22 protein-coding genes are annotated in these 21576 nt (G+C 73.6%); 6 read left to right on the top strand and 16 right to left on the bottom strand.

The features are described from left to right. Positions 1-73 precede the first annotated feature (73 nt). The 5 genes from ACFYZF_RS05335 to ACFYZF_RS05355 all read right to left on the bottom strand — a co-directional run bounded on the left by ACFYZF_RS05335 (position 74) and on the right by ACFYZF_RS05355 (position 4443). Positions 74-769, bottom strand: a complete 696-nt coding sequence (locus tag ACFYZF_RS05335; protein ID WP_387016269.1) for a regulatory protein RecX — start codon at positions 767-769, stop codon at positions 74-76. Between the two features lie 14 nt (positions 770-783). After that, positions 784-1830, bottom strand: a complete 1047-nt coding sequence (gene recA, locus ACFYZF_RS05340; protein WP_350885269.1) for a recombinase RecA — start codon at positions 1828-1830, stop codon at positions 784-786. A gap of 187 nt (positions 1831-2017) precedes the next feature. Further along, entirely contained in the window at positions 2018-2218 is a 201-nt protein-coding gene (locus ACFYZF_RS05345) for a DUF3046 domain-containing protein (RefSeq protein WP_387016271.1), read from the bottom strand. After that, positions 2209-3537 carry an MFS transporter gene (locus tag ACFYZF_RS05350; protein WP_387016273.1) on the bottom strand — a complete coding sequence of 443 codons (1329 nt, stop codon included), beginning with the start codon at positions 3535-3537 and terminating at the stop codon, positions 2209-2211. Before ACFYZF_RS05350 ends, ACFYZF_RS05345 begins: the two co-directional genes overlap by 10 nt. Before the next feature lie 201 nt (positions 3538-3738). After that, positions 3739-4443 carry a UdgX family uracil-DNA binding protein gene (locus ACFYZF_RS05355; protein ID WP_387016275.1) on the bottom strand — a complete coding sequence of 235 codons (705 nt, stop codon included), beginning with the start codon at positions 4441-4443 and terminating at the stop codon, positions 3739-3741. Between the two features lie 322 nt (positions 4444-4765). Here ACFYZF_RS05355 and ACFYZF_RS05360 point away from each other — a divergent pair, with 322 nt between their 5' ends. Then, entirely contained in the window at positions 4766-5347 is a 582-nt protein-coding gene (locus tag ACFYZF_RS05360) for an MFS transporter (protein WP_387016277.1), read from the top strand. 133 nt (positions 5348-5480) lie between these two features. On the opposite strand, the gene ACFYZF_RS05365 is transcribed toward ACFYZF_RS05360, so the two are convergent. Further along, a complete protein-coding gene (locus ACFYZF_RS05365; protein ID WP_387016279.1) occupies positions 5481-6818 on the bottom strand; it encodes an aminotransferase class I/II-fold pyridoxal phosphate-dependent enzyme in 1338 nt (445 codons plus the stop codon). Positions 6819-6856: 38 nt separating this feature from the next. On the opposite strand from ACFYZF_RS05365, the gene ACFYZF_RS05370 reads away from it, so the two are divergent. Then, complete coding sequence (locus ACFYZF_RS05370) at positions 6857-8101, top strand: bifunctional pyridoxamine 5'-phosphate oxidase family protein/GNAT family N-acetyltransferase (RefSeq protein ID WP_387016280.1); 1245 nt, start codon at positions 6857-6859, stop codon at positions 8099-8101. Further along, positions 8098-8766 (top strand): leucine efflux protein LeuE, encoded by a 669-nt coding sequence (gene leuE, locus ACFYZF_RS05375; RefSeq protein ID WP_387017093.1) that lies wholly within the window; start codon positions 8098-8100, stop codon positions 8764-8766. Before ACFYZF_RS05370 ends, leuE begins: the two co-directional genes overlap by 4 nt. Positions 8767-8866: 100 nt before the next feature. Here leuE and ACFYZF_RS05380 read toward each other — a convergent pair whose 3' ends face one another. The 10 genes from ACFYZF_RS05380 to ACFYZF_RS05425 form a co-directional block, all read right to left on the bottom strand. Next, on the bottom strand, positions 8867-9790 hold the full coding sequence (locus ACFYZF_RS05380) for a sporulation protein (protein WP_387016282.1): 924 nt from the start codon (positions 9788-9790) through the stop codon (positions 8867-8869). Between the two features lie 184 nt (positions 9791-9974). After that, on the bottom strand, positions 9975-11042 hold the full coding sequence (locus tag ACFYZF_RS05385; protein WP_387016283.1) for a hemolysin family protein: 1068 nt from the start codon (positions 11040-11042) through the stop codon (positions 9975-9977). Further along, positions 11039-12394 carry a hemolysin family protein gene (locus tag ACFYZF_RS05390; RefSeq protein ID WP_387016285.1) on the bottom strand — a complete coding sequence of 452 codons (1356 nt, stop codon included), beginning with the start codon at positions 12392-12394 and terminating at the stop codon, positions 11039-11041. The genes ACFYZF_RS05385 and ACFYZF_RS05390 overlap by 4 nt, the downstream gene beginning before the upstream one ends. Before the next feature lie 142 nt (positions 12395-12536). After that, positions 12537-12875, bottom strand: a complete 339-nt coding sequence (mnhG, locus tag ACFYZF_RS05395; protein ID WP_387016287.1) for a monovalent cation/H(+) antiporter subunit G — start codon at positions 12873-12875, stop codon at positions 12537-12539. Next, positions 12872-13135, bottom strand: a complete 264-nt coding sequence (locus ACFYZF_RS05400) for a monovalent cation/H+ antiporter complex subunit F (RefSeq protein WP_387016289.1) — start codon at positions 13133-13135, stop codon at positions 12872-12874. Before ACFYZF_RS05400 ends, mnhG begins: the two co-directional genes overlap by 4 nt. Beyond that, positions 13132-13821, bottom strand: a complete 690-nt coding sequence (locus tag ACFYZF_RS05405) for a Na+/H+ antiporter subunit E (RefSeq protein WP_387016290.1) — start codon at positions 13819-13821, stop codon at positions 13132-13134. The genes ACFYZF_RS05400 and ACFYZF_RS05405 overlap by 4 nt, the downstream gene beginning before the upstream one ends. Continuing rightward, entirely contained in the window at positions 13818-15332 is a 1515-nt protein-coding gene (locus tag ACFYZF_RS05410; RefSeq protein WP_387016292.1) for a Na+/H+ antiporter subunit D, read from the bottom strand. Before ACFYZF_RS05410 ends, ACFYZF_RS05405 begins: the two co-directional genes overlap by 4 nt. Next, the gene (locus ACFYZF_RS05415; RefSeq protein WP_350885398.1) at positions 15329-15781 is read right to left on the bottom strand and encodes a Na(+)/H(+) antiporter subunit C; all 453 of its coding nucleotides are present in this window, start codon (positions 15779-15781) and stop codon (positions 15329-15331) included. Before ACFYZF_RS05415 ends, ACFYZF_RS05410 begins: the two co-directional genes overlap by 4 nt. Positions 15782-15798: 17 nt before the next feature. After that, entirely contained in the window at positions 15799-18642 is a 2844-nt protein-coding gene (locus tag ACFYZF_RS05420; protein ID WP_387016294.1) for a Na+/H+ antiporter subunit A, read from the bottom strand. A 172-nt stretch (positions 18643-18814) separates the two neighbouring features. Continuing rightward, complete coding sequence (locus ACFYZF_RS05425; RefSeq protein ID WP_387016296.1) at positions 18815-19093, bottom strand: hypothetical protein; 279 nt, start codon at positions 19091-19093, stop codon at positions 18815-18817. Positions 19094-19348: 255 nt separating this feature from the next. Here ACFYZF_RS05425 and ACFYZF_RS05430 point away from each other — a divergent pair, with 255 nt between their 5' ends. The 3 genes from ACFYZF_RS05430 to ACFYZF_RS05440 all read left to right on the top strand — a co-directional run bounded on the left by ACFYZF_RS05430 (position 19349) and on the right by ACFYZF_RS05440 (position 21576). Further along, entirely contained in the window at positions 19349-20113 is a 765-nt protein-coding gene (locus ACFYZF_RS05430) for a Scr1 family TA system antitoxin-like transcriptional regulator (protein WP_387016298.1), read from the top strand. After that, positions 20110-20295, top strand: a complete 186-nt coding sequence (locus tag ACFYZF_RS05435; RefSeq protein WP_387016299.1) for a DUF397 domain-containing protein — start codon at positions 20110-20112, stop codon at positions 20293-20295. Before ACFYZF_RS05430 ends, ACFYZF_RS05435 begins: the two co-directional genes overlap by 4 nt. A 375-nt stretch (positions 20296-20670) precedes the next feature. Continuing rightward, positions 20671-21576 (top strand): aminoglycoside phosphotransferase family protein, encoded by a 906-nt coding sequence (locus tag ACFYZF_RS05440; protein WP_387017095.1) that lies wholly within the window; start codon positions 20671-20673, stop codon positions 21574-21576.

Below are 21576 nucleotides of genomic sequence, written 5' to 3' on the forward strand. Positions count from 1 at the left end.
GATCACGGCTTGACGAACCCCACAGGGACACCCGCCGCCTCCGCCGGACATCCCACACGGCCAGCCGCACCGGTCAGTCGAGGCTGCGGCTGTCCCGGTCGACGTCGCCCTCCGCGTCAGCGAGCGCGTCGGCGTCGATCCGGTCGGCGAACTCGGCCGCCTCGGCGCTCTGCGCGGCGAGCGCGTCCTTCACCGCCCGGATCGCCACGCCGGGCGGGTAGCCCTTGCGGGCGAGCATGCCGACGAGCCGGCGGAACACCGCGTCCGGCTCGCCCCGGGCCGTGCGCAGCTTCCGTTCGACCAGCACCCGGGCCGTCTCGGCCTCGGTCTCCTCGTCCAGCTCACCGAGCGCCTCGGTGGCCACCTCGCCGTCCACGCCGCGCCGGCGCAGCTCGTTGGCGAGCGCCCGGCGGGCCAGCCCCCGGCCGGCGTGCCGGCTGGACACCCAGGCGCGGGCGAAGGCCGCGTCGTCGATGATGCCGACCTCGTCGTACCGGTCGAGCACCCCGGCGGAAACCTCCTCGGAGATCCCCCGCTTGGCGAGCGCGGCGGCCAGCTCGGCCCGGGTGCGCGGGCGCAGGGCGAGCTGGCGCAGGCAGATCTCCCGCGCCGCCTCGGCCTCGTCCCGGGGCGGCGCCTGTCCGCCGGCCTCCGGGTCGGTCGCCGGATCGGGGCGGCCACGCCGGGGACGGGGCGGCGTGTCGGCGTCGCCCGACCGGGACGGGCTGGCATCCCAGCCCCGCCCCGTCCGGGCGCGTCTTCCTGCCACTGGTCAGCTACCGGTCAGAAGTCGACCGGCGGCAGTTCCGGGCCACCGGCGGCGTCGCCCGCGCCGACCCCGACGCCGAGCTTCTCCAGGATCTTCTTCTCGATCTCGGCCGCCACGTCCGGGTTTTCCTTGAGGAACTCCCGGGCCTTCTCCTTGCCCTGGCCGAGCTGGTCGCCGTCGTACGTGTACCAGGCGCCGGACTTGCGGATGATCGCCTGCTCCACGCCCACGTCGATGAGCGAGCCCTCGCGGGAGATGCCCTTGCCGTACATGATGTCGAACTCGGCCTGCTTGAACGGCGCGGCGACCTTGTTCTTCACGACCTTGCACCGGGTGCGGTTACCGACCACGTCGGTGCCGTCCTTGAGACTCTCGATACGGCGCACGTCGAGCCGGACCGAGGCGTAGAACTTCAGCGCCCGGCCGCCGGTGGTGGTCTCCGGGCTGCCGAACATCACGCCGATCTTCTCGCGGAGCTGGTTGATGAAGATCGCCGTGGTGCCGGTGTTGTTGAGCACGCCAGTGATCTTCCGCAGCGCCTGGCTCATCAGCCGGGCCTGGAGGCCCACGTGGCTGTCGCCCATCTCGCCCTCGATCTCGGCGCGCGGCACCAGGGCCGCCACCGAGTCGATCACGATGATGTCGATCGCGCCGGAGCGGACCAGCATGTCCACGATCTCCAGCGCCTGCTCGCCGGTGTCCGGCTGGGAGACCAGCAGGGCATCGGTGTCGACGCCGAGGGCCTTCGCGTAGTCGGGGTCGAGCGCGTGCTCGGCGTCGACGAAGGCGGCGATGCCGCCGGCCCGCTGGGCGTTGGCCACCGCGTGCAGGGCCACCGTCGTCTTACCGCTGGATTCCGGGCCGTAGATCTCGACGACCCGGCCGCGGGGCAGACCGCCCACGCCGAGCGCCACGTCGAGCGCGATGGAACCGGTCGGGATGACCGAGGTCTGGACAACCGGCCGCTCCCCAAGCCGCATCACCGAGCCCTTGCCGAACTGCTTGTCGATCTGGGCGAGAGCAAGGTCAAGCGCCTTCTCCCGGTCGGGCCCTGCCGCCATGTTTGCCACCCCTGCCTTCGCCGGCGTCTTTGCTGCTGAGCTTCTCGTCACGCGGACACGCTAGGCGCTGGGTCCGACAGAACACCAGCCGACCGGCCGTGAGCTGTGGACGAGCACCCCGCTGTGGACAATAGCCGAACAGGTGTACGACTCGGCAAGCGACACGCAGACCGGAAGAAACGGCTGCTCAGCGTAGCCGCGCAGGCACCCGGTCGGGGTACGCGGCGACCACCGCCCGCCACACCACGTGGGTCTGCTCACCCGATCTCAGCGCCTGCTCGATGGTCCGCCCGCCGAGCTGGGACAGCACCTGGTCCGAGGCGATGCTGGCCGCGTAGGCCCGCCCGAACACCTCCTCCAGCCGGGTCCAGAAGTCGGTCAGCCGCACTGTCGGTCCTCCTCGTCCGGCGCCGGTACGGACGCCGGACGCAACGCTAGCGTCAGCAGGGGCACCGTCGCGATCGCCGCCAGCAGGGTGAGCGTCGGATACCCGGCCACCTGCATGACGAACCCGCTCAGCGCGCCGGCGGCGGCACCGGCCAGGCCCATCGTCAGGTCGGAGAGCCCCTGCACGCTGGGCCGCACGGCAGTGGGCACCGACTCCGACAACAGGGTGGAGCCGGCCACCATCGTCCCGGACCAGCCCAGCCCGAGCAGGACCAGGCCGACCGAGAGCCCCGCCGTGTGGTGCCCGGAGACGCCCGCCACCGCACAGGCCGCCAGCAGCACCGCCAGGCCGCCGAGGATCACCGGGCGTCGGCCGAGCCGGTCGGTGAGCCAGCCGACCACCGGCGACAGCGCGTACATGCCGGCGATGTGCAGGCTGAGCACGACCCCGACCACCCCGAGCACGGCGGCGTCGGAGTGGTACTCGCCGAGGCGTACCGGGGTCATCGACATCACCGCGACCATCACCAGGTGGCCGACCGCGACGGCGGCGATGCCCAGCCGGGCCGCCGGCCGCGCGCGGACCACCCGCCAGGCCGCCCGCATGCCCGCCCCGCGCCGGGCGGTCGCCGCCGGCCCGCCGGCCGCCTCGGGGGCCTCGGGGGCCTCGGCCGCCGCGAGCCGGCGCGCGGTGAGCAGCGGGTCCGGCCGCAACAGCACCAGCAGTACGCCGGCGGCGAGCGTGAACGCCACGGCGCTGAACGCGAACGGGCCGGCCAGCGGCGGCAGGCCCCAGCCCCGGGTGGTCCGGTCGGCCAACGCGGCGAAGTTCGGCGCAGCCACCGCCCCGACCGTGGTGGCCCAGACGACCACGGAGAGCTGGCGGCCCCGGCGGGCCGGCTCGGCGAGGTCGACGGCCGTGTAGCGGGCCTGGAGGTTGGCGGCCGTGCCGCCGCCGAACAGCAGCATGCCGAGGAAGAGCAGGGGCACCTGGCGGGTCATCGCGGCGAGCACCACCAGCACGCCCCCGGCGGCCCCGACCAGGTACGCGGTGACCAGGCCGGGTCTGCGGCCGTATCCCGTCATGATCCGGGTGACCGGGACGGCGAGCAGCGCGCCGCCCACCACCCCGGCGCTCTGCGCCAGGCCGGCGACCGCCGTGCCGGCGATCCGGGCGGCGAGCAGCGCCCCGACCGTGACGCCGATGGTGACGCCGACGCCCCCGATGATCTGGGTCACGAAGAGCAGCCGCACCGTCCGGCGCTGGATCGGGGCGACGTCGATCCGGCTCGGGGCCGGCGCCGTGAGGTCGGTGGCCATCGGGACTCCTCGGGAAGGGCGGCGGCTCCCGGGTAAGGGGCGGTGGGCTGCCCCCATCCTTGCGCAGCCCGGCCCAGGCCGGCACCCTGGTCTGCCACAGGCCGAACTTCCGATCGCCGTCACCGGGCAGAAGGCGGCCCCGAGGACGACAACTGTCCAGGATCGTCCCGGGAGAGCATCCTGGGTGGATGGGCGGGTCGGTCAGGCGGAGAGGGCGCCGGCGGCGATGGTGAGGTCGGCGACCAGGCCGGCGTACGCGATGTCCTGGTCGTCGGCGCGCAGCACGGCCGACGGGTGGATGGTGGCCAGCAGCCGGGCCGCCGGGGCGTCGGCGACCTTCCCGGCGGAGTCGACCGGCACCCGGGCGAAGTCCTCCGGGTGCTGGGCCGAGGCCGGCCATGGCATCAGCGCGCCCCGCTGCCGGGTGACCCGGAACGCGGGGCCGAGGAGCGCCTTCGCGGCGGTCGCGCCGAGCACCACCACGATGTCCGGGCGCAGCCGGGCGAACTCGGCCACCAGCCAGGGCCGGCACGCGGTGACGTGCACCCGGTCCGGGGTCTGGTGGATGCGCCGCCTGCCGCGCAGCTCGAAGCGGAAGTGCTTGACGGCGTTCGTCAGGTAGAGCTGGCTCGGGTCGAGCCCGGCGTCGTCGACCGCCCGGCGCAGCAGCCGGCCGGCCGGCCCGACGAACGGCAGCCCCTTCTGGTCCTCCAGGTCGCCGGGCTGCTCGCCGACCAGCACCACCCGGGCGGCCTCGTCGCCGCGACCGAAGACGGTCTGGGTGGCGTCCCGGTACAGCTCGCAGCCCCGGCAACCGCTCGCGGCGGCACGCAACTCGTCGATGGTGTCGGCCCGCGGCGGGATGAACTGCTGCGCACCAGGGGCGGTGTCGGTCTTGTCGGTCATGGCGATCTTTTTACCCTCCATCCCCGCGCCCACGCGGGCATCCCCGCCCGACACGTCCTCGCTCGCCGCCAGCCGGCCCGGGCGCGGCTCACATTCACGCATCGGTCCGCGGCCAACCGACATCCTCGCTGCCCACCGCCGAGCCCACAAAGGACACAACTTCCCAACCGCCCACTCATGGTTCCGGCCCAGATCGCGCCAGCCGCTGATACCGGTGCCTGCCCGCAGTGCCCAGGGGCCATATGCTGCCCTAGTGACCCCGCCCCTCCCCGGCACCGCCAACCAGGTTCCCTCGGATGGCCCACGCTCCGGCGTCCGCCCAGTGTGGCTGGTGATCGGACCAGCACTTGCCGCGTCGGTGGGCGCCTTCCTACTCGCCGTCACTGTCGGGCCGGCATTGGCCGCGATCCAGCGGGCCATGGGTCTGCCGACCTCGATGATGCTTTGGATCTTCGTCGCGTACCTGCTTCCTGCGGTGCTGGCGGTTCCGGTCAGCGCTCTCGTCGGCCGGCGGTGGCCCACTTCCGTCACCTTGTCCGCGATCGCGCTGCTGGTTCTCGGAACACTGCTGACCGCGCTTGCCCCAGGAAGCGGTTCGCTGCTGCTCGGCCGCGCGGTGACCGGGTTCGGGGCCGGTCTGGCCTGGGGCGTCACGGCGGTGCTGGTCGCGCAGATGGGGGCGCGGCGCGTGTGGGTGGCGTCGCTCGTAGCCGGCGCGGTGGTGCTGACGCTGTGTCTGGGGGCCGTGGCGGGGACGTTTCTGGCACAGACATGGAGATTTCCGTTCGTGCTGGCCATCCCAGTCGAGGTGGTGGCGTTGCTGGTCACGGCCGTGAGCGGGGTCGTTGTGCTGACGCGGCGCGCGTCCCCGCCGGCTCAGCCTCCGACCACACCGTCGGCATGAGGAAGCGGGCGGCTGTCGGCGAGGCAAGCCGAGCGCGCCCAACCCGATCGAACACTCTCTGAGATCGCAAGAAGGCTCAGCCCTCAGGTGAGAAGCACTGGGGAGAGCCTTAGAGCTATCTCGGCCCGGCGGGTCAGGCGGTGAAACCGGACGGGGGGACGGGGCGGACGGCAGCGGCCAGTGCGGCGGTCAGCGCCGGGAGTTCGGCGGCGGCCAGCGAGCTGACCGTGATCCGTAGCCCGGGCTCGGCGGCGATCCGGAACAGCGCGCCCGGGGCCACCGCCCAGCCCGCGTCGCGCAGCGCGGTGAGGGCGCTGGTCTCGTCCGGCACCGGGAGCCAGACGTTGATGCCGGTGCGGCCGTGGCCGGTCAGGCCGTGGGCGGCCAGGGCGGCGAGCAGGTCGCCCCGGCGCCGCTCGTAGCTCTCGCCGGCCCGGTCCACCAGCGCGGCCGTGGCCGGGTCGCGCCAGAGTGCCAGCACGAGGCGTTGCAGCACGGTGGAGACCCAGCCCGCGCCGACCCGGGCCCGGCCGGCCACCCGCGCCACGGTCGCCTCGTCGCCGGCCAGCACCGCGAGCCGCAGGTCGGGGCCGTACGGCTTGCTGACCGACCGGACGAAGGCCCACGCCGGGGTGGCCCCGGCGAGCGGATGCAGCGGCACCCGGGCCAGCTCGGCGGCATGATCGTCCTCGATCAGCAGCAGGTCGTTGCGCCCGGCGAGCAGGGCGCGCAGCGCGGCGGCCCGGTCGGCGGAGACGGCCGCCCCGGTCGGGTTCTGCGCCCGGCTGGTCACCACCAGGGCCTGGGCCCCGGCGGCCAGGGCGGCCCGTACCCCGGCCTCGACCGGCCCGTCGTCGTCCACCGGGACGCCGATCGCGCGCAGCCCGAGCGCGGCGACCAGGTCCAGCAGGTTGGCCCAGCCCGGGTCCTCCACGGCGACCGCGTCGCCGGGCCGCAGGTGGGCGGCGAGCAGGCGTTCGATGCCGTCGAGCGCGCCCCCGGTCACGGTGAGCTCGTCGGCGGGCACCCCGTCGGCGGCGAGCCGCTCCCGGGCTTCGGCGGCCAGTTCGGGCAGGACGCCGACCGAGGCGTACCCGACGGGGACGGCGAACTCGGCGGCGAGAGCAGCCAGGTGCGGGCCGAGCGGCGGGAGCAGCCGGGTGTCGGGCTCGCCGCGGGACAGGTCGCGGGCGCCGAGGGCGGGGCTCGGGCGCAACGCCCGGCGGGTGGCCACCGGCGGGCGGGGGCGCACCCGGGTGCCGTGCCGGCCTGCGGTGGCGAGCAGGCCGCGCTGGCGCAGCTCCTGGTACGCGCGGGCGACCGTGGCGGGGCTGACCCGAAGCTGCGCGGCGAGGGCCCGCACCGGCGGCAGCGCGGCCCCGGCCGGCAGTTCGCCGGACCGGATGCCCGATTCCACGCTGACCGAGATCTCGGCGGCCGTCCCGCCGCTCACCTGATAACGTGCTGACACAGTTCAGGGATTGTACTAGAACAAAGGCGGGCTGTCGCATGTACCCACCCACGCCCCGGACCACCACCACCCGCACCCGCGACCGGATGAGCTACGACCGGGCCGCCGCGCATGCCGTGCTCGACGAGGCGTACCACTGCGCGTTCGGGTTCACCGTGGACGGCGAACCCCGGGTGCTGCCCACCCTGCACGTCCGGATCGGCGACACCCTCTACCTGCACGGCTCCACCGGCAGCCGGCCGCTGCTCGCCGCCCGGGGCGACGGCCTGCCGGTCTGCGTCGCCGTGACCCTGCTCGACGGGCTGGTCTACGCCCGCTCGCAGTTCCACCACAGCGCCAACTACCGGTCGGTGATCGCGCACGGCACCGCGCACCTGGTCACCGACGCCGGGGAGAAGGCCGCCGCGATGACCGCCCTGGTGGAGAAGGCCGCCGCCGGGCGCAGTGCGGACAGCCGACCGCCGAGCCGCCGGGAGCTGGCCGAGACGGCCGTGCTGGCGTTGCCGCTGCGCGAGGTGTCCGTCCGGTCCCGCGCCGGCGGGGTACGCGAGGACGAGACCGACCTGGACCTGCCGCACTGGGCCGGGGTGCTGCCGCTGCGGCTGACCGCCGGGCCGGCCGAGCCGGCCCCCGGGGTGAACGCGCCGCTGCCGGCGTACCTGCGGGCTGAGCGGTCACCGTGGCTGGAGCCGGTGGTGCTGCGGGGGGCGCACGTCGTGCTCGAACCGCTGGACCTCGCGCACGCCGACGAACTGCACGCCGCCACCGCCGATCCGGAGGTGTGGCAACACCTGGGCAGCCCGCAGCCGGCCGACCCGGCCGCGACGGCCGAGCTGATCCGGGCCGCGCTCGCGGCGCACCACCGGGGCGAGCGGGTGCCCTGGGCCCAGCGGTGCGCGGTCACCGGGGCGGTGGTCGGCACCACCTCCTTCTACGAGGTCGACCCGGCGCTGCGGACGGTGGCCATCGGGTACACGTACCTGGGTCGACCCTGGTGGCGGACGGGGATCAACACCGAGGCGAAGCTGCTGCTGCTCACCCACGCCTTCGGGGAACTGGGCGCGGAGCGGGTGGTGTGGCACACCGACCTGCGCAACGAGCGCTCGCAGCGGGCCATCGAGCGGCTGGGCGCCACCCGGGAGGGGGTGCTGCGCCGGCACCGCATCCGGCCCGACGGCTCCTGGCGGGACACCGTCCAGTATTCGATGATCGTCGACGAGTGGCCGAACGCACAGGCCATGCTGCGGGAATGGCTTTCCCGTGCGCCGGCCCCGGCGCAATGATGTCGGGCGTGCTGGGCATCACCGACATCTGGACGTACGTACTGGGGACCGTGGCGATCGTCCTGCTCCCCGGCCCGAACTCACTCTTCGTGCTCTCCACCGCCGCCAAACGCGGGGTACGGACCGGCTATCGGGCCGCCGCCGGGGTGTTCGTCGGCGACTCGGTGCTGATGGTCCTCTCCGCCGCCGGGGTGGCGTCGCTGCTCCAGGCGTACCCGCCGCTGTTCCTGGTGGTGAAGTACGTCGGCGCGGCATACCTGGGCTGGGTCGGGCTGGCGATGCTGCGCGGCGCGTTGCGGCGCTGGCGGGACCGCAACGACCCGGCCGCGCCGCGGCTGATCGACGCCGCCGAGCCGGCGGAGCTGCGCAGCCCGTTCCGACGGGCGCTGGTGATCAGCCTGCTCAACCCGAAGGCGATCCTGTTCTTCATCTCGTTCTTCATCCAGTTCGTCGACCCCGGGTATGCCTGGCCGGCGCTGTCGTTCCTGCTGCTCGGGCTGATCGCCCAGGCGGCCAGCGTGCTGTACCTGACGATTCTGATCTTCGCGGGGACGTACCTGGCCGCCCAGTTCCGCCAGCGCCGCCGGCTGGCCGCCGGGGCGACCACCGGGGTGGCCGCGCTCTTCCTCGGCTTCAGCGTCAAGCTCGCCACCGCCTCGGTGTAGGAGGGCCCCGGCCGCCGGGTCGGGCAGCCGCGCCACGAGCCGGTCCAGGGCGTCCCGCAAGGCACGACCTCCCGCCACCATCCGGGGGCGGCACGCCGGCTCAGGTGCCGTCGCCGCCGCCCCCGCCGATGCCCGCGCCGCCGGCGGTGCCGCCCAGCCCGTAGCCCGGCCGGACCGGCTGGTCCGGCCGGCGGCTCACGTGCGCCGACTCGCTGATCCGGGCCGACCAGTGACCGTGCGCCGCCGCCGCGGCGTGCCGGTTGATCGCGTGTCGCAGCCAGCCGTCCACCACGGCGACCCAGTCGGCCCGGTCCGCGCCGGCATGCCAGACCCGAAACCGGCTGATGCTCTGGTGGGTGACCCCGGCCAGGGAGAGTCGACGGTCCGCCCAGAGGATCACCTCCAGGCCGGCGGAGTTGGCCACGAAGATCACCTCCAGCTCGGTGATCGGGCCGGCGTAGAGCGGCGCGACCCACCAGCCGAGCCGCTGGTGCAACGGCAGCGCCTGCTCCACCCCCGGCAGCCGGTCGGGGGCCAGGCCGGCCTGGCGCAGGCTGAACCCGAGCGCGTCCAGGGCGGCGAGGATGTGCTGCTGGGTCGGCAGGGGGTGCACGAAGATCGGGACCATCGGGCCCTGCTCCAGGTCGACGTCGACCGACGCCTCGGTGCGCAGGCCCATCCGCAGGCTCATCAGCGGCACCCCGCCGAAGATCGTGACCGGGGTCTCCCAGGGCAGCGGCAGCGCGAAGTCGACCGCCCGCCGCCGCCCGGCCGGCACCACGAACGCCCCGGCGATCGGCACCTGGTGGAACTGCACGAGCCGGCGGGGCGCGCCCGGGTCGTCCGGCTCGACCTGGGTGACCAGGCCGAGCCGGAGACGCCGGACGGGGACGTCGTCGCGGCCGGCGTGCAGCGTCACCCGGCCGGGCAACCGCAGCCCGGGGCGGGTGCTCGGGTTCGCCAGCGTGGTGTGCACCGCGAGCCCGGTCCGGCCGGACTCCGGCGACACCCCGGTCAGCCGCACGCCGCTCCCTCCGTACCCCCTCGGTGGTGGCACGGCTTTCCCGGTCGGCGGCCGGACAGTCCTGCCGGACCGGCGCGGACGCCGGGGGCCGGCCCGGCTGGTCGCCGGACCGGCCCCCGGTCGGTCCTCAGGGCAGCCGGCGGCCCCCGGACGGTCCTCAGGGCAGCCGGCGGCCCCGGCGGGCTCAGCGCAGCCGGCGGCCCCGGGGCACCGGGTCGGTCTCGTCGTCGAACTCGCCGATGACCTCCTCCAGCAGGTCCTCCAGCGCCACGAAGCCGATCGGGCGGGTCGGTCCGCCGCCGTTGCGGACCAGGGCGAGCTGGGCCTGCTGGCCCTGCATCGCGGTCACCGCCTCCGTCACCGACGCCGTCCCCGGCAGCGTGAACGCGGCGCTCATCAGCTCGCCGGCGGTGGCCGTCCGGCCGGTGGTGGTGGCCCGCACGGCCTCCCGGACGTGCACCAGGCCGCACACCTCGCCGCCGGAGTCCAGCACCGCCAGCCGGGACCGGCCGCTGTCCCGGGAGATCTCCTCGATCCGCTCCGCCGGATCGTCCCGGCGGACCGTGACGATCTGGTCGAACGGCTCCATCACCTGGGCGACCGTGGTGCCCTGGAGCTCCAGCATGCTGGTGAGCAACTGGTGCTGCTCGGCGCCGAGCAGCCCGTGCTCGCGGGACTGTTCCAGCAGGATGCGCAGCTCGGCCGGGCCGTGCACCTGGGCGAGCTGGTCCTGCGGGTTCACCCGGACCAGCCGCAGGATCGCGTTGGCCAGGGCGTTGAGCAGCGACAGCACCGGCCGGGACACCCGGGCGAAGGCCCGGAACGGCAGCGCCAGCAGGGTCGCCGAGCGCTCCGCGTCGGTGATCGCCCAGGACTTCGGGGCCATCTCGCCGACCACCAGGTGCAGGAAGGTGACCAGGGTCAGGGCGAACACCAGCGCGACGATGTGACTGGCCGCCGTCGGCAGTCCCACGGCGTGCAGCAGCGGGCTGAGCAGGCCCTCGATCGCCGGCTCGGCCAACGCGCCCAGGCCCAGCGTGCACAGCGTGATGCCGAGCTGCGCGCCGGCCAGCATCAGGGACAGTTCGCGTACGCCGTCCAGGGCCGCGCGGGCCCCCCGGCCGCCGCCCTCGGCGACGGCCTGTTCCAGCCGGTACCGCTTGCTGGCCACCAGCGCGAACTCGGCGGCCACGAAGAACGCGTTCAGCGCCAGCAGCACCACGGAGACGAGGAGCGCCACTCCCGGGCTCATGCCGTCTCCCCCTCGCCCGCGGTGGCCCCGGTGAGCTGGAGCCGCACCGAGTCGGCGACGTGCCGGTCCACCGCGAGCACCTCGACCAGGGCGCGCCGCTCGGTCTGGGCGTCGCCGTCGGTCACCAGGGCGATCTCCAGCCGGTCGCCCACCTCGGGCACCCGGCCCAGCTCGCGCATGACGAGCCCGGAGAGGGTGTCGTACTCGGGGGCCTCGGGCAGGGCGATACCGGTGCTGTCGGCGACCTCGTCGATCCGCCAGCGGGCCGGCACCACCCAGGAGCCGTCGTCCTGCCGGGCGGGGGCCCGATCCGGCGGATCGTCCTCGTCCCGGATCGGGCCGACCAGTTCCTCGGCGATGTCCTCCAGCGTGATCACGCCGGCGAAGCCGCCGTACTCGTCGACCACGCAGGCGAGCTGCCGGTGCCCGACCCGGAGCCGGTCCAGCACCGTCGGCAGCGGCAGCGTCTCCGGCACCAGCAGCGGGGGCCCGGCCACCGCGCTGACCGGGGTGGTCGCGCGCTCGGCCGGGGGCACGGCCAGCACGTCGGCGATGCCGACGACGCCGACCAGGTCGTCGACGCCCTCGGTGCCGCGGACGGGGAACCGGGAGTGCCCGGTGTCGAGCAGCTCCACCACCCGGCTCAGCGGCTCGTGTGCCCGGACGGTGTGCACGTCGACCCGGGGCACCATGGCCTCCCCGGCGGTCAGCGTCCGGAAGTCGAGCCCACGGTCGAGCAGGTCGGACATCTCGGCGTTCAGGTGCCCCTCCTCCCGGGACTCGGCAATGATCTGTTCGAGGTCCTTCGGGGTGGCGCCGCTGGGCAGCTCCTCGATCGGCTCGATGCCGATCCGACGCAGCAGCCGGACGGCGGCCCTGTCGAAGAGCGTGATCACCGGCCCGGCGACCTTCAGGTACATCAGGGTGGACCGGCTCAACGCCCGGGCCAGTTGCTCGGCTCGGGCGATGGCCAGGTTCTTCGGGGCCAGCTCGCCGAGGACCATCTGCACGACGGTCGCGATGAGCAGGGCCAGCACGACGGACAGCGGCAGGGCGACCGCGGTGGACACCCCGGCCACGTCGAGCAGCTCGGCCAGCCCTGCGCCCAGGTAGGGCTCGGCGGCGTAACCGACCAGCAGGGCGGTCACCGTGATGCCGAGCTGTGCGCCGGAGAGCATGAAGGAGAGCCGGCCGGTCACTTCAAGGGCCCGGGCGGCGGCCTGGTCGCCGTCGGCGGCGAGCTGCTTGAGCCGCCCCCGGTCCACGGCGACGTAGCCGAACTCCTGGGCCACGAAGTATCCCGTGGCGGCGGTGAGAACGGTGATGAGGACGAGTCCTACGACGATCAACACGGGTTGCTCAGGGCTCCCGGGGCCGTCGGGACGGGAAGATGCCGGGCGCGACCCGGCTGGCTACTGCTGCCCTCCTGGGCAGAAGAGTCGATCATGTGGCCCATTTTATCGGCGTCGGCTGAGCGCCCGCTGAGGGACGCCCTCACCGCTCCTCGGCGAGTTCGTCGACGTCGAGCAGGGAACGGTCGACCCGGCCCGAGCGGTACGCGGCCCGGCCGACCATCTGGGCGGCGACCGGCGCGGTGGCCAACTGGAAGACCGCGACCAGGACGATCATGCCGATGTCGGACGTCGTACGCAGCCGCAACGCCACCCCGACGAGCAGCAGCAGCACGCCGAGCACCTGTGGCTTGGTGGCCGCGTGCATCCGGTCGAGCACGTCCGGAAAGCGCAGCACGCCGATCCCGGCGGCGAGGCTGAGCAGTCCGCCGGCGACCAGGCAGGCCGCGCCCAGCCAGTCGGCGACGGCGCCCGCGCTCACGACTCCTCCCGGACGGCGAAGCGGACCACGGCCACCGCACCGACGAAGCCGAGCAGGGACAGCACCACGAGCACCGGCAGGGTGGTGGCGTGCCGGTTGACCGCCGCCTCCGCCCCGACCGCGCCGGCCATCGTGTTGAGCAGCACGTCGGCCGCGACCACGCGGTCCAGCAGCGAGGGGCCGCGATACAGCCGGGTCAACGCGAGCAGCGCGGTCACCGAGAAGAGCACGGCGAGCACGGCGGCGAGCAGCAAGGTCACTGGTCTGGCCCCCTGTCGGTGGGAGGGTCGGGATCCGCGCCGGCCGGGGCGGGCACGTCCGGGGCCGGGGTGTCCAGCAGCCGGAGTTCGGCGGCGGAACCGATCGCGCGGACGATCCTGGCCTCGGTGGCGAGGACCCGGGCCCGGCTGTCGGTCAGGTCCGCCGGGCCGCGTACGTCGAGCACGTGCACGTAGAGCAGGCCGCGTTCCCGGTCGACCTCGATGATCAGGGTGCCGGGGACCAGCGAGATCGCCTCGGCGGTCAGCGCCAGGTTCAGGTCGGTGCGCACCCGCAGGCGTACCGCGATGATGGCGCCCCGGGGCAGGTAGCCGGGCTGCACGGCGACGCGGGCCACGTGGATGCTGGCGCCGACCAGTTCCGTGACGAACCGGCCCGCCAGCACGAGCAGCGCCCAGGGGCGCAGCCGGCCGCCGAAGGTGACCGGCGGCAGCGGGAAAAACACCAGCACGGCCACGCCGACCAGCAGCCCGCCCAGCAGGTTGCCCCAGGAGGGCCGGCCCCAGAGCAGGTTCCAGACCCCGACCATCCAGGCGAGGGCCGTCAGCCGGTCCTGCCACCGCGCGGCCCGGCGCCGGCCCCGGGCCACCGGCCCGTCCCGCCCGGGGACCGGCCCGCCCGCGGGCCACGGGTCGCCGGAGGCGGCCGGGCGCCGGGCCCCGGTCACGGCACGCCGCCGGGAAGCACGGCCCGCACGTACGGGGTGCGGGCCCGCAGGTCGGTGGCCGCGTCGGTGCTGACCCCGAACAGCGGACCGGCGGCGACGGTGAACACCAGCCCCAGCACCACCAGGGCGGCGGTGGCGCCGACCATCAGGGCGGGCAGCCGGACCGTCGGCTCGGTGGTGGCCAGTTGGGGCTCCCGCCAGAACACGATGCTCCATACCCGGGACGCGGCGTAGAGGGTGACCAGGCTGGTGGCGGTGCCGGCGGCGACCAGCGCCCAGGGCAGCGGGCCGCCGACCGCCACCCCGGCCTGGAGCAGGCCCAACTTGCCGAGGAACCCGGAGAACGGCGGGATGCCGGCGAGGTTCATCGCGGGCACGAAGAAGAGCACCGCGAGCAGCGGGGCGACCCGGGCCAGCCCGCCGAGCCGGCGCAGGTCGGTGCTGCCGGCCCGCTCCTCGACCAGCCCGGCGACCAGGAACAGGGTGGTCTGGATGGTGATGTGGTGCGCCACGTAGAAGATCGCCCCGGCCAGCCCGGCGACGGTGCTCAACGCCACCCCGAAGATCATGTAGCCGATGTGGCTGACCAGCGTGAACGAGAAGATCCGCTTGATGTCCGACTGGGCGACCGCGCCGAGGATGCCGATCACCATGGACAGCCCGGCCACCACCATCAGCAGCCCGGAGACCTGGCCGCCGGGGAAGAGCAGGGTCTCGGTGCGGATGATCGCGTACACGCCGACCTTGGTGAGCAGGCCGGCGAAGACCGCGGTGACCGGCGCGGGCGCGGTCGGGTAGCTGTCCGGCAGCCAGGCCGACAGCGGGAACACCGCCGCCTTGATCCCGAACGCCAGCAGCAGCATGAGCTGGAGGCAGAGCCGTACGTTGTCCGGCAGCCCGTCGAGCCGCTGGGCGAGCTGGGCCATGTTGAGGGTGCCGGTGGCCGCGTACACCAGGCCCACCCCGGCCAGGAAGATCATCGAGGACAGGATGCTGACCACCACGTACATCGACCCGGTACGGATCCGGACCTCCGTGCCGCCGAGCGTGATCAGCACGAAGCTCGCGGCCAGCAGGATCTCGAAGCCGACGAAGAGGTTGAACAGGTCGCCGGCGAGGAAGGCGTTGGTCACGCCGGCGGTGAGCACCAGGTAGGTGGGGTGGTAGATGGTCAGCGGGGCCGACTCGCCGGTCTCCCCCTGCCCCTGGCCGATCGAGTAGAGCAGCACGCACAGCGTCACCGCCAAGGAGACCACCACCATCAGCGCGGCGAGCTGGTCGGCCACCAGCACGATCCCCACCGGTGGGGGCCATCCGCCGATCCGCACCACCACCGGCCCGTGCCGGTACGCCTCGACCAGCAGCACCACGGCGACCACCAGGCTGGTGCTCAACCCGACCACGCTGACGTCGCGTTGCAGCCGGGGCCGGTTGGTCAGCAGCAGGGTGAGCGCGGCGCCCAACAGGGGCACCACCACCGGCAGCGGCACGAGCGCCTGGTGACCGGTCACGGCTCCTCCGTCCGCCGCAGGCGGCGCAGGTGCGGCTCCGGGGCGACCTGCTCCGGGTCGTTGTCCGGCCCCTCGCCGCCGAGGTCGGGCGCGGGCAGCTCGTTGCGGGCGGCCAACTCGGCGACCTGGCGGTCCTCCAGGTCGTCCTGCACCTCGTCGTTGCCCTGTAGGTACCAGCTGCGGTACGCGACCGCGAGCAGGAACGCGGTGAGCCCGAAGGTGATCACGATGGCGGTGAGCACCATCGCCTGCGTCAGCGGGTCGCTCATCCGGTCGACCGGGCCGGTGCCGACCACCGGGGCCGCACCGGACCGGCCACCGAGCAGGACCAGCAGGTTCACCCCGTTGCCGAGCAGGATGACGCCGAGCAGGATGCGGGTCAGGCTGCGCTCCAGCAGCAGGGTGACGCCGGTGCCGGCGAGCACGCCGACGACCACCACCAGCACCATGGTCGTCCCGGTTCCGTTCACCGCAGCTTCCCCTTCTGGTCGACGACCAGCCCTCGCTCGCGCTGGCCGGCCGCCTCGATGTGCCGGTCGATCTCCGCGCCGAGGCTGCGCAGGATGTCCAGCATCAGGCCGACCACGATCAGATAGACGCCGATGTCGAAGAGGAGCGACGAGACGACGTGGAGGTCTCCGACGCCGGGCAGCATGAGGTCGATCTTCACGCTCTCCAGCACGGACCGGCCGGCGACGAGGGCGGCCACGCCGGTGCCGACCGACACGGCCAGGCCCGCGCCGAGAATCGTGCCCGCGGAGACCGGGGCCGCCTCGGCCAGCTCGTACCGGCCGCCGGCCAGGTAGCGCACGACCAGGGCGAGGCTGGCCACCAGGCCGCCGGAGAAGCCGCCGCCCGGCGCGTTGTGACCGGCGAAGAGCAGGAACAGGGAGAACAGCACGATGGTGTGGAAGAGCAGCCGGGTGACCACCTCGAAGACGATCGATCGGCGGTGCTCCCGCAGGGTCGGCCCGCCGCGCAGCCAGACCGGCCGCTGCGGCCCCGGGTGGCGGAGCGTCTCGGGGCGTCGGGGGCGGCGCGGGCGGGGACCGGTCCGGGAGCGCTCGAAGATCAGGCTGGCCACCCCGGTCGCGGCCACCACCAGCACCGAGATCTCGCCCATGGTGTCCCAGGCCCGGATGTCGACCAGGGTCACGTTGACGACGTTGCGCCCGTACCCGGCGGCGACCGCCAGGTCCGGGAAGGCCAACGAGATCGGCGGCGCGGTCCGGGCCCCGGCCGCGACCAGGGAGAACCCGCCGAGCACCACGCCGACGGCCACGCCGATCGAGCGGCGTACCCAGCGACTGCGGCGCAGCGGACGGGCGGAGAACCGCTCGGGCAGCCGGCGCAGCACGAGCACGAAGACCGCGATGGTGGAGCTCTCCACCAGAAACTGCGTCAGCGCCAGGTCCGGCGCGCCGTGCAGGACGAACAGCATCGCGATGCCGTAGCCGGTGACCCCGACCAGCAACATCGCGGTGAGCCGGCGGCGGGCGCCGACGGCCACCAACGCGGCCACCACGATGACCAGCCCCACCATCAGTTGCAACGGGTTCTCCCAGAAGACGATCCCCTGCCGCCAGGGGCGCGCCGCCAGCATCGCCCCGCCGGGCACGACCACCAGGACGATCAGGATGGTGCCGAGGTACTGGGGCAGGGATCCGCGCTGGGTGACGCTGGTGACCTCGATGGCGAGCCGGTCGAACTGGTGGGTCAGCCACTCGTACCCCCGGGCGCCGTCCACCGGCGCGCGGACCCGCTGCACCACGGGGGCGAGCGGTCCGCGCAGCGCGAACAGCACCGCGCCGCCGCCGAGTGCCAGGGCGGAGAGGCCGAGCGCGGCGGTCGGCCCGTGCCACAGCGCGAGGCCCTCGTCGACCGGGCCGAGCAGCTCGGCGTACGGGCGCAGCAGGCGGCCCAGCGGGCCGGCGAGCAGCCCGACGACGAGCCCGGCGACGGCCAGCAGGGCCGGCGGCCCCAGCATGGCGACGGGGACCGGGTCCGGCTCGACGGGCGCGACGGGCGGCCGGTCGGCGAACGCTCCCCAGACGAAGCGGGCGCTGTAGGCGACGGTCAGCACGGTCCCGGCGACCAGCCCGGCGAGGACCAGCGGATGGTCGGTGAACGCGGCGAGCACCGCCTCCTTGGCGACGAAGCCGACCAGCGGGGGCACCCCGGCCATCGAGGCCGCGGCGAGCGTCCCGACCGTGGCCAGCAGCGGGGCGTGCCGGCGGAGCCCGGACAGCTCCCGCAGGTCCCGGGTGCCGGTGGTGTGGTCGATCGCGCCGACGACGAGGAAGAGCGCCGCCTTGAACAGGGCGTGGGCGAGCAGCATCGCGGTGCCGGCCAGCGCGGCCTGCGGGGTGCCCGCCCCGAGCACCACGGTGAGCAGGCCGAGCTGGCTGACCGTGCCGTACGCCAGCAGCAGCTTCAGGTCGGTCTGGCGCAGCGCCGCCCACCCGCCGGCCAGCATGGTGAGCAGCCCGGCGGTGACCACCACGGGACGCCACGGGCCGGCCGCCGCGAGCACCGGGGCGAGCAGCCCGAGCAGGTAGACGCCGGCCTTCACCATCGCCGCCGCGTGCAGGTACGCGCTGACCGGCGTGGGCGCGGCCATCGCCGCAGGAAGCCAGGAGCTGAACGGCAGCACCGCCGACTTGCTCAGTGCCCCGGCCAGCACCAGCAGCACGGCCGTGGCCAGGTAGCCGCCGTGCGGCAGGTCGGCCGCCGCGATGGCGGACCAGCGGTACCCGTCGGCGTGCCGGCCGAGCATCAGGAACCCGACCAGCATGGCCAGCCCGCCGAGGGTGGTCACCATGAGCGCCTGGGCGGCGGCCCAGCGGCTGGACCGCCGCTCGGTGCTGTGCCCGATCAGCAGGTACGAGAAGATCGTGGTCAGCTCCCAGCAGACATAGAGCAGCAGCAGGTCGTCGGAGAGCACCAGGGCGAGCATCGCGCCGGCGAAGGCCACCAGCACGGCGGCGAACCGGGCCAGCCCCCGCGACCCGGCGGAGAAGTACCGGGCGCAGTAGACCAGCACCAGCGCCCCCACGCCGCCGACCAGCAGGGTCATCAGCCAGGACAGGGTGGTCATCCGGAACGCCAGCTCCAGCCGCAGCTGCGGCACCCAGGGGTACGTCTCGACCACCGCGCCGCCGTCGCGCACCGCAGGCGTGCGGGCCAGCGCCCAGCCGAACGCGGCGGCCGGCGCGAGCGCCAACGGGTAGCAGGCCCGCGGCCCCCACCACCGGACCAGCAGCGGCGCGACGAGCGCCGCCACGAGGTGGAGGATCAGCAGTACGAGCACCCGAGCTCCCGGTCGAGGTGGCAGCCGTGCGCGCCGAGGGAAGCGCCTATGAGCGATCAGACGCCAGTTCGCGGCCCTATGGGCGGTTTTGCCGGAATTCAGGGGCGTCGGCGGGCGGCCAGTGGCGCCAGGGACAGCCAGGCGGGCCGCATCGGCAGGTGCGCGCGGGGCATCAGGACACCCGGGTGGGGCTCGCACCCCGGGCCGGCGTGGCCTGCCGCAGGGGTACGGCGAGCCGGCGCAGCCCTTCGCGCAGCACGAACAGCTCGCGCTTCGCGACCGCGTCACCCGCGGCGTTCAGCTCGTAGGCCTCGACCCACGTCCAACCGTGGTACGTGTGCTGGTCCTTCATCTCGCGGATGACCCGCACGGTGATCGGCTTGACGAACTGCGGGCTCGCGGCGCGGGTCAGGTGCAGCACGTCACCCGGGTGGATCGGTCGGGCGGTCACCGCCGCCCTCCGCGGGTGGAGTTCTTCTCGGTTCGACACGGCGCTTCCCCTGTCCGTGGAGATTGGAGAGGGGGCCGCCCGCGCTTCGTGCGCAGGACCGACCGGGCGACCCCCTCGACGAACGCGGGCCGGGGCGCACTCCTCGCCTGCCAACCCACGCTGTCCTGACGACAGCCTGCCGAGGGTTGCCAAACAATCACACAGCGTTAGATTATTTCCTTCGGACGTTCTGTTTGCTCTTGAAGGGACTCAGGCATGAACCATGCGTTCGTCGCAGCCCTCGCCGAGGCGTGCGAGACCTCCGAAAGCCTGGCCGGTCGCATAGGGATTCACCCGAAGACCGTCGCCCGCTGGGCCAACCCGGGGCGCATTCCGCAGACCCGGCATCGTGCCGAAATTGCGAAGATACTCGGAAAGGACGTTGCCGAGCTGTGGCCGGATGCCCTGCGCCGGGAACCGGTGTGGTTCCGGCCGTGGGTCGACATCGAGCGCGAGGCGGTCGCGCTGCGGGCCTTCCAGCTCGCGTGGGTGCCGGGCCTGTTACAGACCGAGGCGTACGCGCGCGCCACGTTCCACGGGCAGCCATTGTCGCCGGCCGAGGTCGGCGACCTGGTCGGGGCCCGCATCGACCGGCAGGCGATCCTCACCTGTGACCGGGCACCCATGACCGTCGTCGTCATCGACGAGCAGGTGATCCGCCGGGCGACGGCCGGAGGGCGGGCGGCCATGAAGGCACAGCTCGCCCACCTGGTGACCTGCGCGGAGCTTCCGACCGTCCAACTGCACATCGTTCCCCGCGACGCCCCGACCTATCCGGGGCTCGACGGCCCATTCACGATCGCCGAGCTTCCCGGCGGGGCGCGGGTGGCCCACGTGGACAGCCAGGCCCAGGCACACATCATCGATCAGGCGTCCCAACTTGCTACCCTCGAACGACGGTGGGAACGCATCCGGGGTGAGGCCCTGTCCCGGTCGCAGTCCCTGGACCTTTTGAGGGAAGCGGCAGCAGCATGGACATGACCGGCCCGCAGTGGCGCAAGAGCACCAGGAGCGGCGGCAACGGCGGCGACTGCGTCGAGGTCGCCGACAACCTGCCCGGCGTCGTCCTCGTCCGTGACACTAAGGACCGCGACGGCGGCACCCTCTCCTTCTCGCCGGCCGCGTGGCGCGGCTTCGTCGACCTGGCGAAGAGCGGCGGCTGACCCCACTCGACCCGCAGGCCCTCGGCATACGCCGGGGGCCTGTTTCGTGGCCGGCGCGGGACGGCCGGCGGGTCCGGCGGCGGGACCGGTCGGGGACCTGCCCTTCGGCCCCTATGGAGCTGCCCCGCCCACGCTCCCACTCCACCGACAGCACAAACGGGGCAGCTCCATAGGGACCAACGCAGGACAGACCGACCCGGCAGGGGCCGATGGTGCCGGCAGCGCGTGTATCCCCTGGGGCCCGCCAAGCCGGAGACCCTCACGACTTCGCCGGGGCCCTGCGCCGTCAACCCCAGCTCAGCCGGCTGAGGCCAGACGACTCTGCCGAGAATTGGCTGGTCTTGTGTCTCCTCCGACGGAAGGATCTGTGGCGTGATGCTTCACGAAGACGAGATCCCGGTCGACGAGGAAGTCGTCAGGTCACTTCTGCAGATTCAGCACCCCGACTGGGCTTCGCTGTCACTGTCGCCGGCAGGTGCCGGCACGGACAACACCATGTATCGGCTGGGAAACGATCTACTCGTCCGGCTTCCGCGAACAGCCGACAAGGCTCGGTCCCTGAACAAGGAGCGGACGTGGCTCCCACGGCTGGGGCCACTTCTGACGCATCGGATCCCGGAGCCGGTCGCCGCCGGCACGCCAGCCCCCGAGTTCCCGTTGCCCTGGTCGATCTACCGCTGGATCGACGGGGCCGAAGTCGACCCGGACACCGTCCGGGACTGGGCCGCTTTCGGAACCGAGCTCGCGACGTTTGTCCACGAGCTGCACAACATCGACCTCATGGGTGCAGCTCGGGCTGGTGAACTGAGCTGGTACCGCGGAGGCAGCCTGAACGCCTGCGACGAGTGGATCAGCACCTGTTTCGAGGAATGCCGGGCCACCATTGACACCGGACTCGATGTCGAAACATTGGAAGAGCTCTGGCGCGCCGCAATTAGGCTGCCTGAGCCGTCGGGCCCTCACGTGTGGCTCCACGGGGACCTCAGGCCCTCCAACCTCCTGGTAGCGAAGGGCCGGCTGCACGCCGTCATCGATTTTGGGGGTCTCTCCGTCGGCTTCCCCGCTGCCGAGCACGCCGCAATCTGGGACCTGCCGCATCCAGCGCGACAGGCCTACTGGAACGCCGCGAGCCTCGACGATCTCACCTGGGCCCGGGCTCAGGCCTGGGCCATTGCCGTGGGCATCAGTGGGATCTCCTATTACTGGAACACCTGGCCCGCCTTCGTCACCGAATGCCGGACAAGGCTCGAAACAATCCTCACCGACGCCGCCACACACTGA

It is taken from the genome of Micromonospora sp. NPDC001898, assembly GCF_042891255.1.
In the GTDB taxonomy this organism is placed as follows: domain Bacteria; phylum Actinomycetota; class Actinomycetes; order Mycobacteriales; family Micromonosporaceae; genus Micromonospora.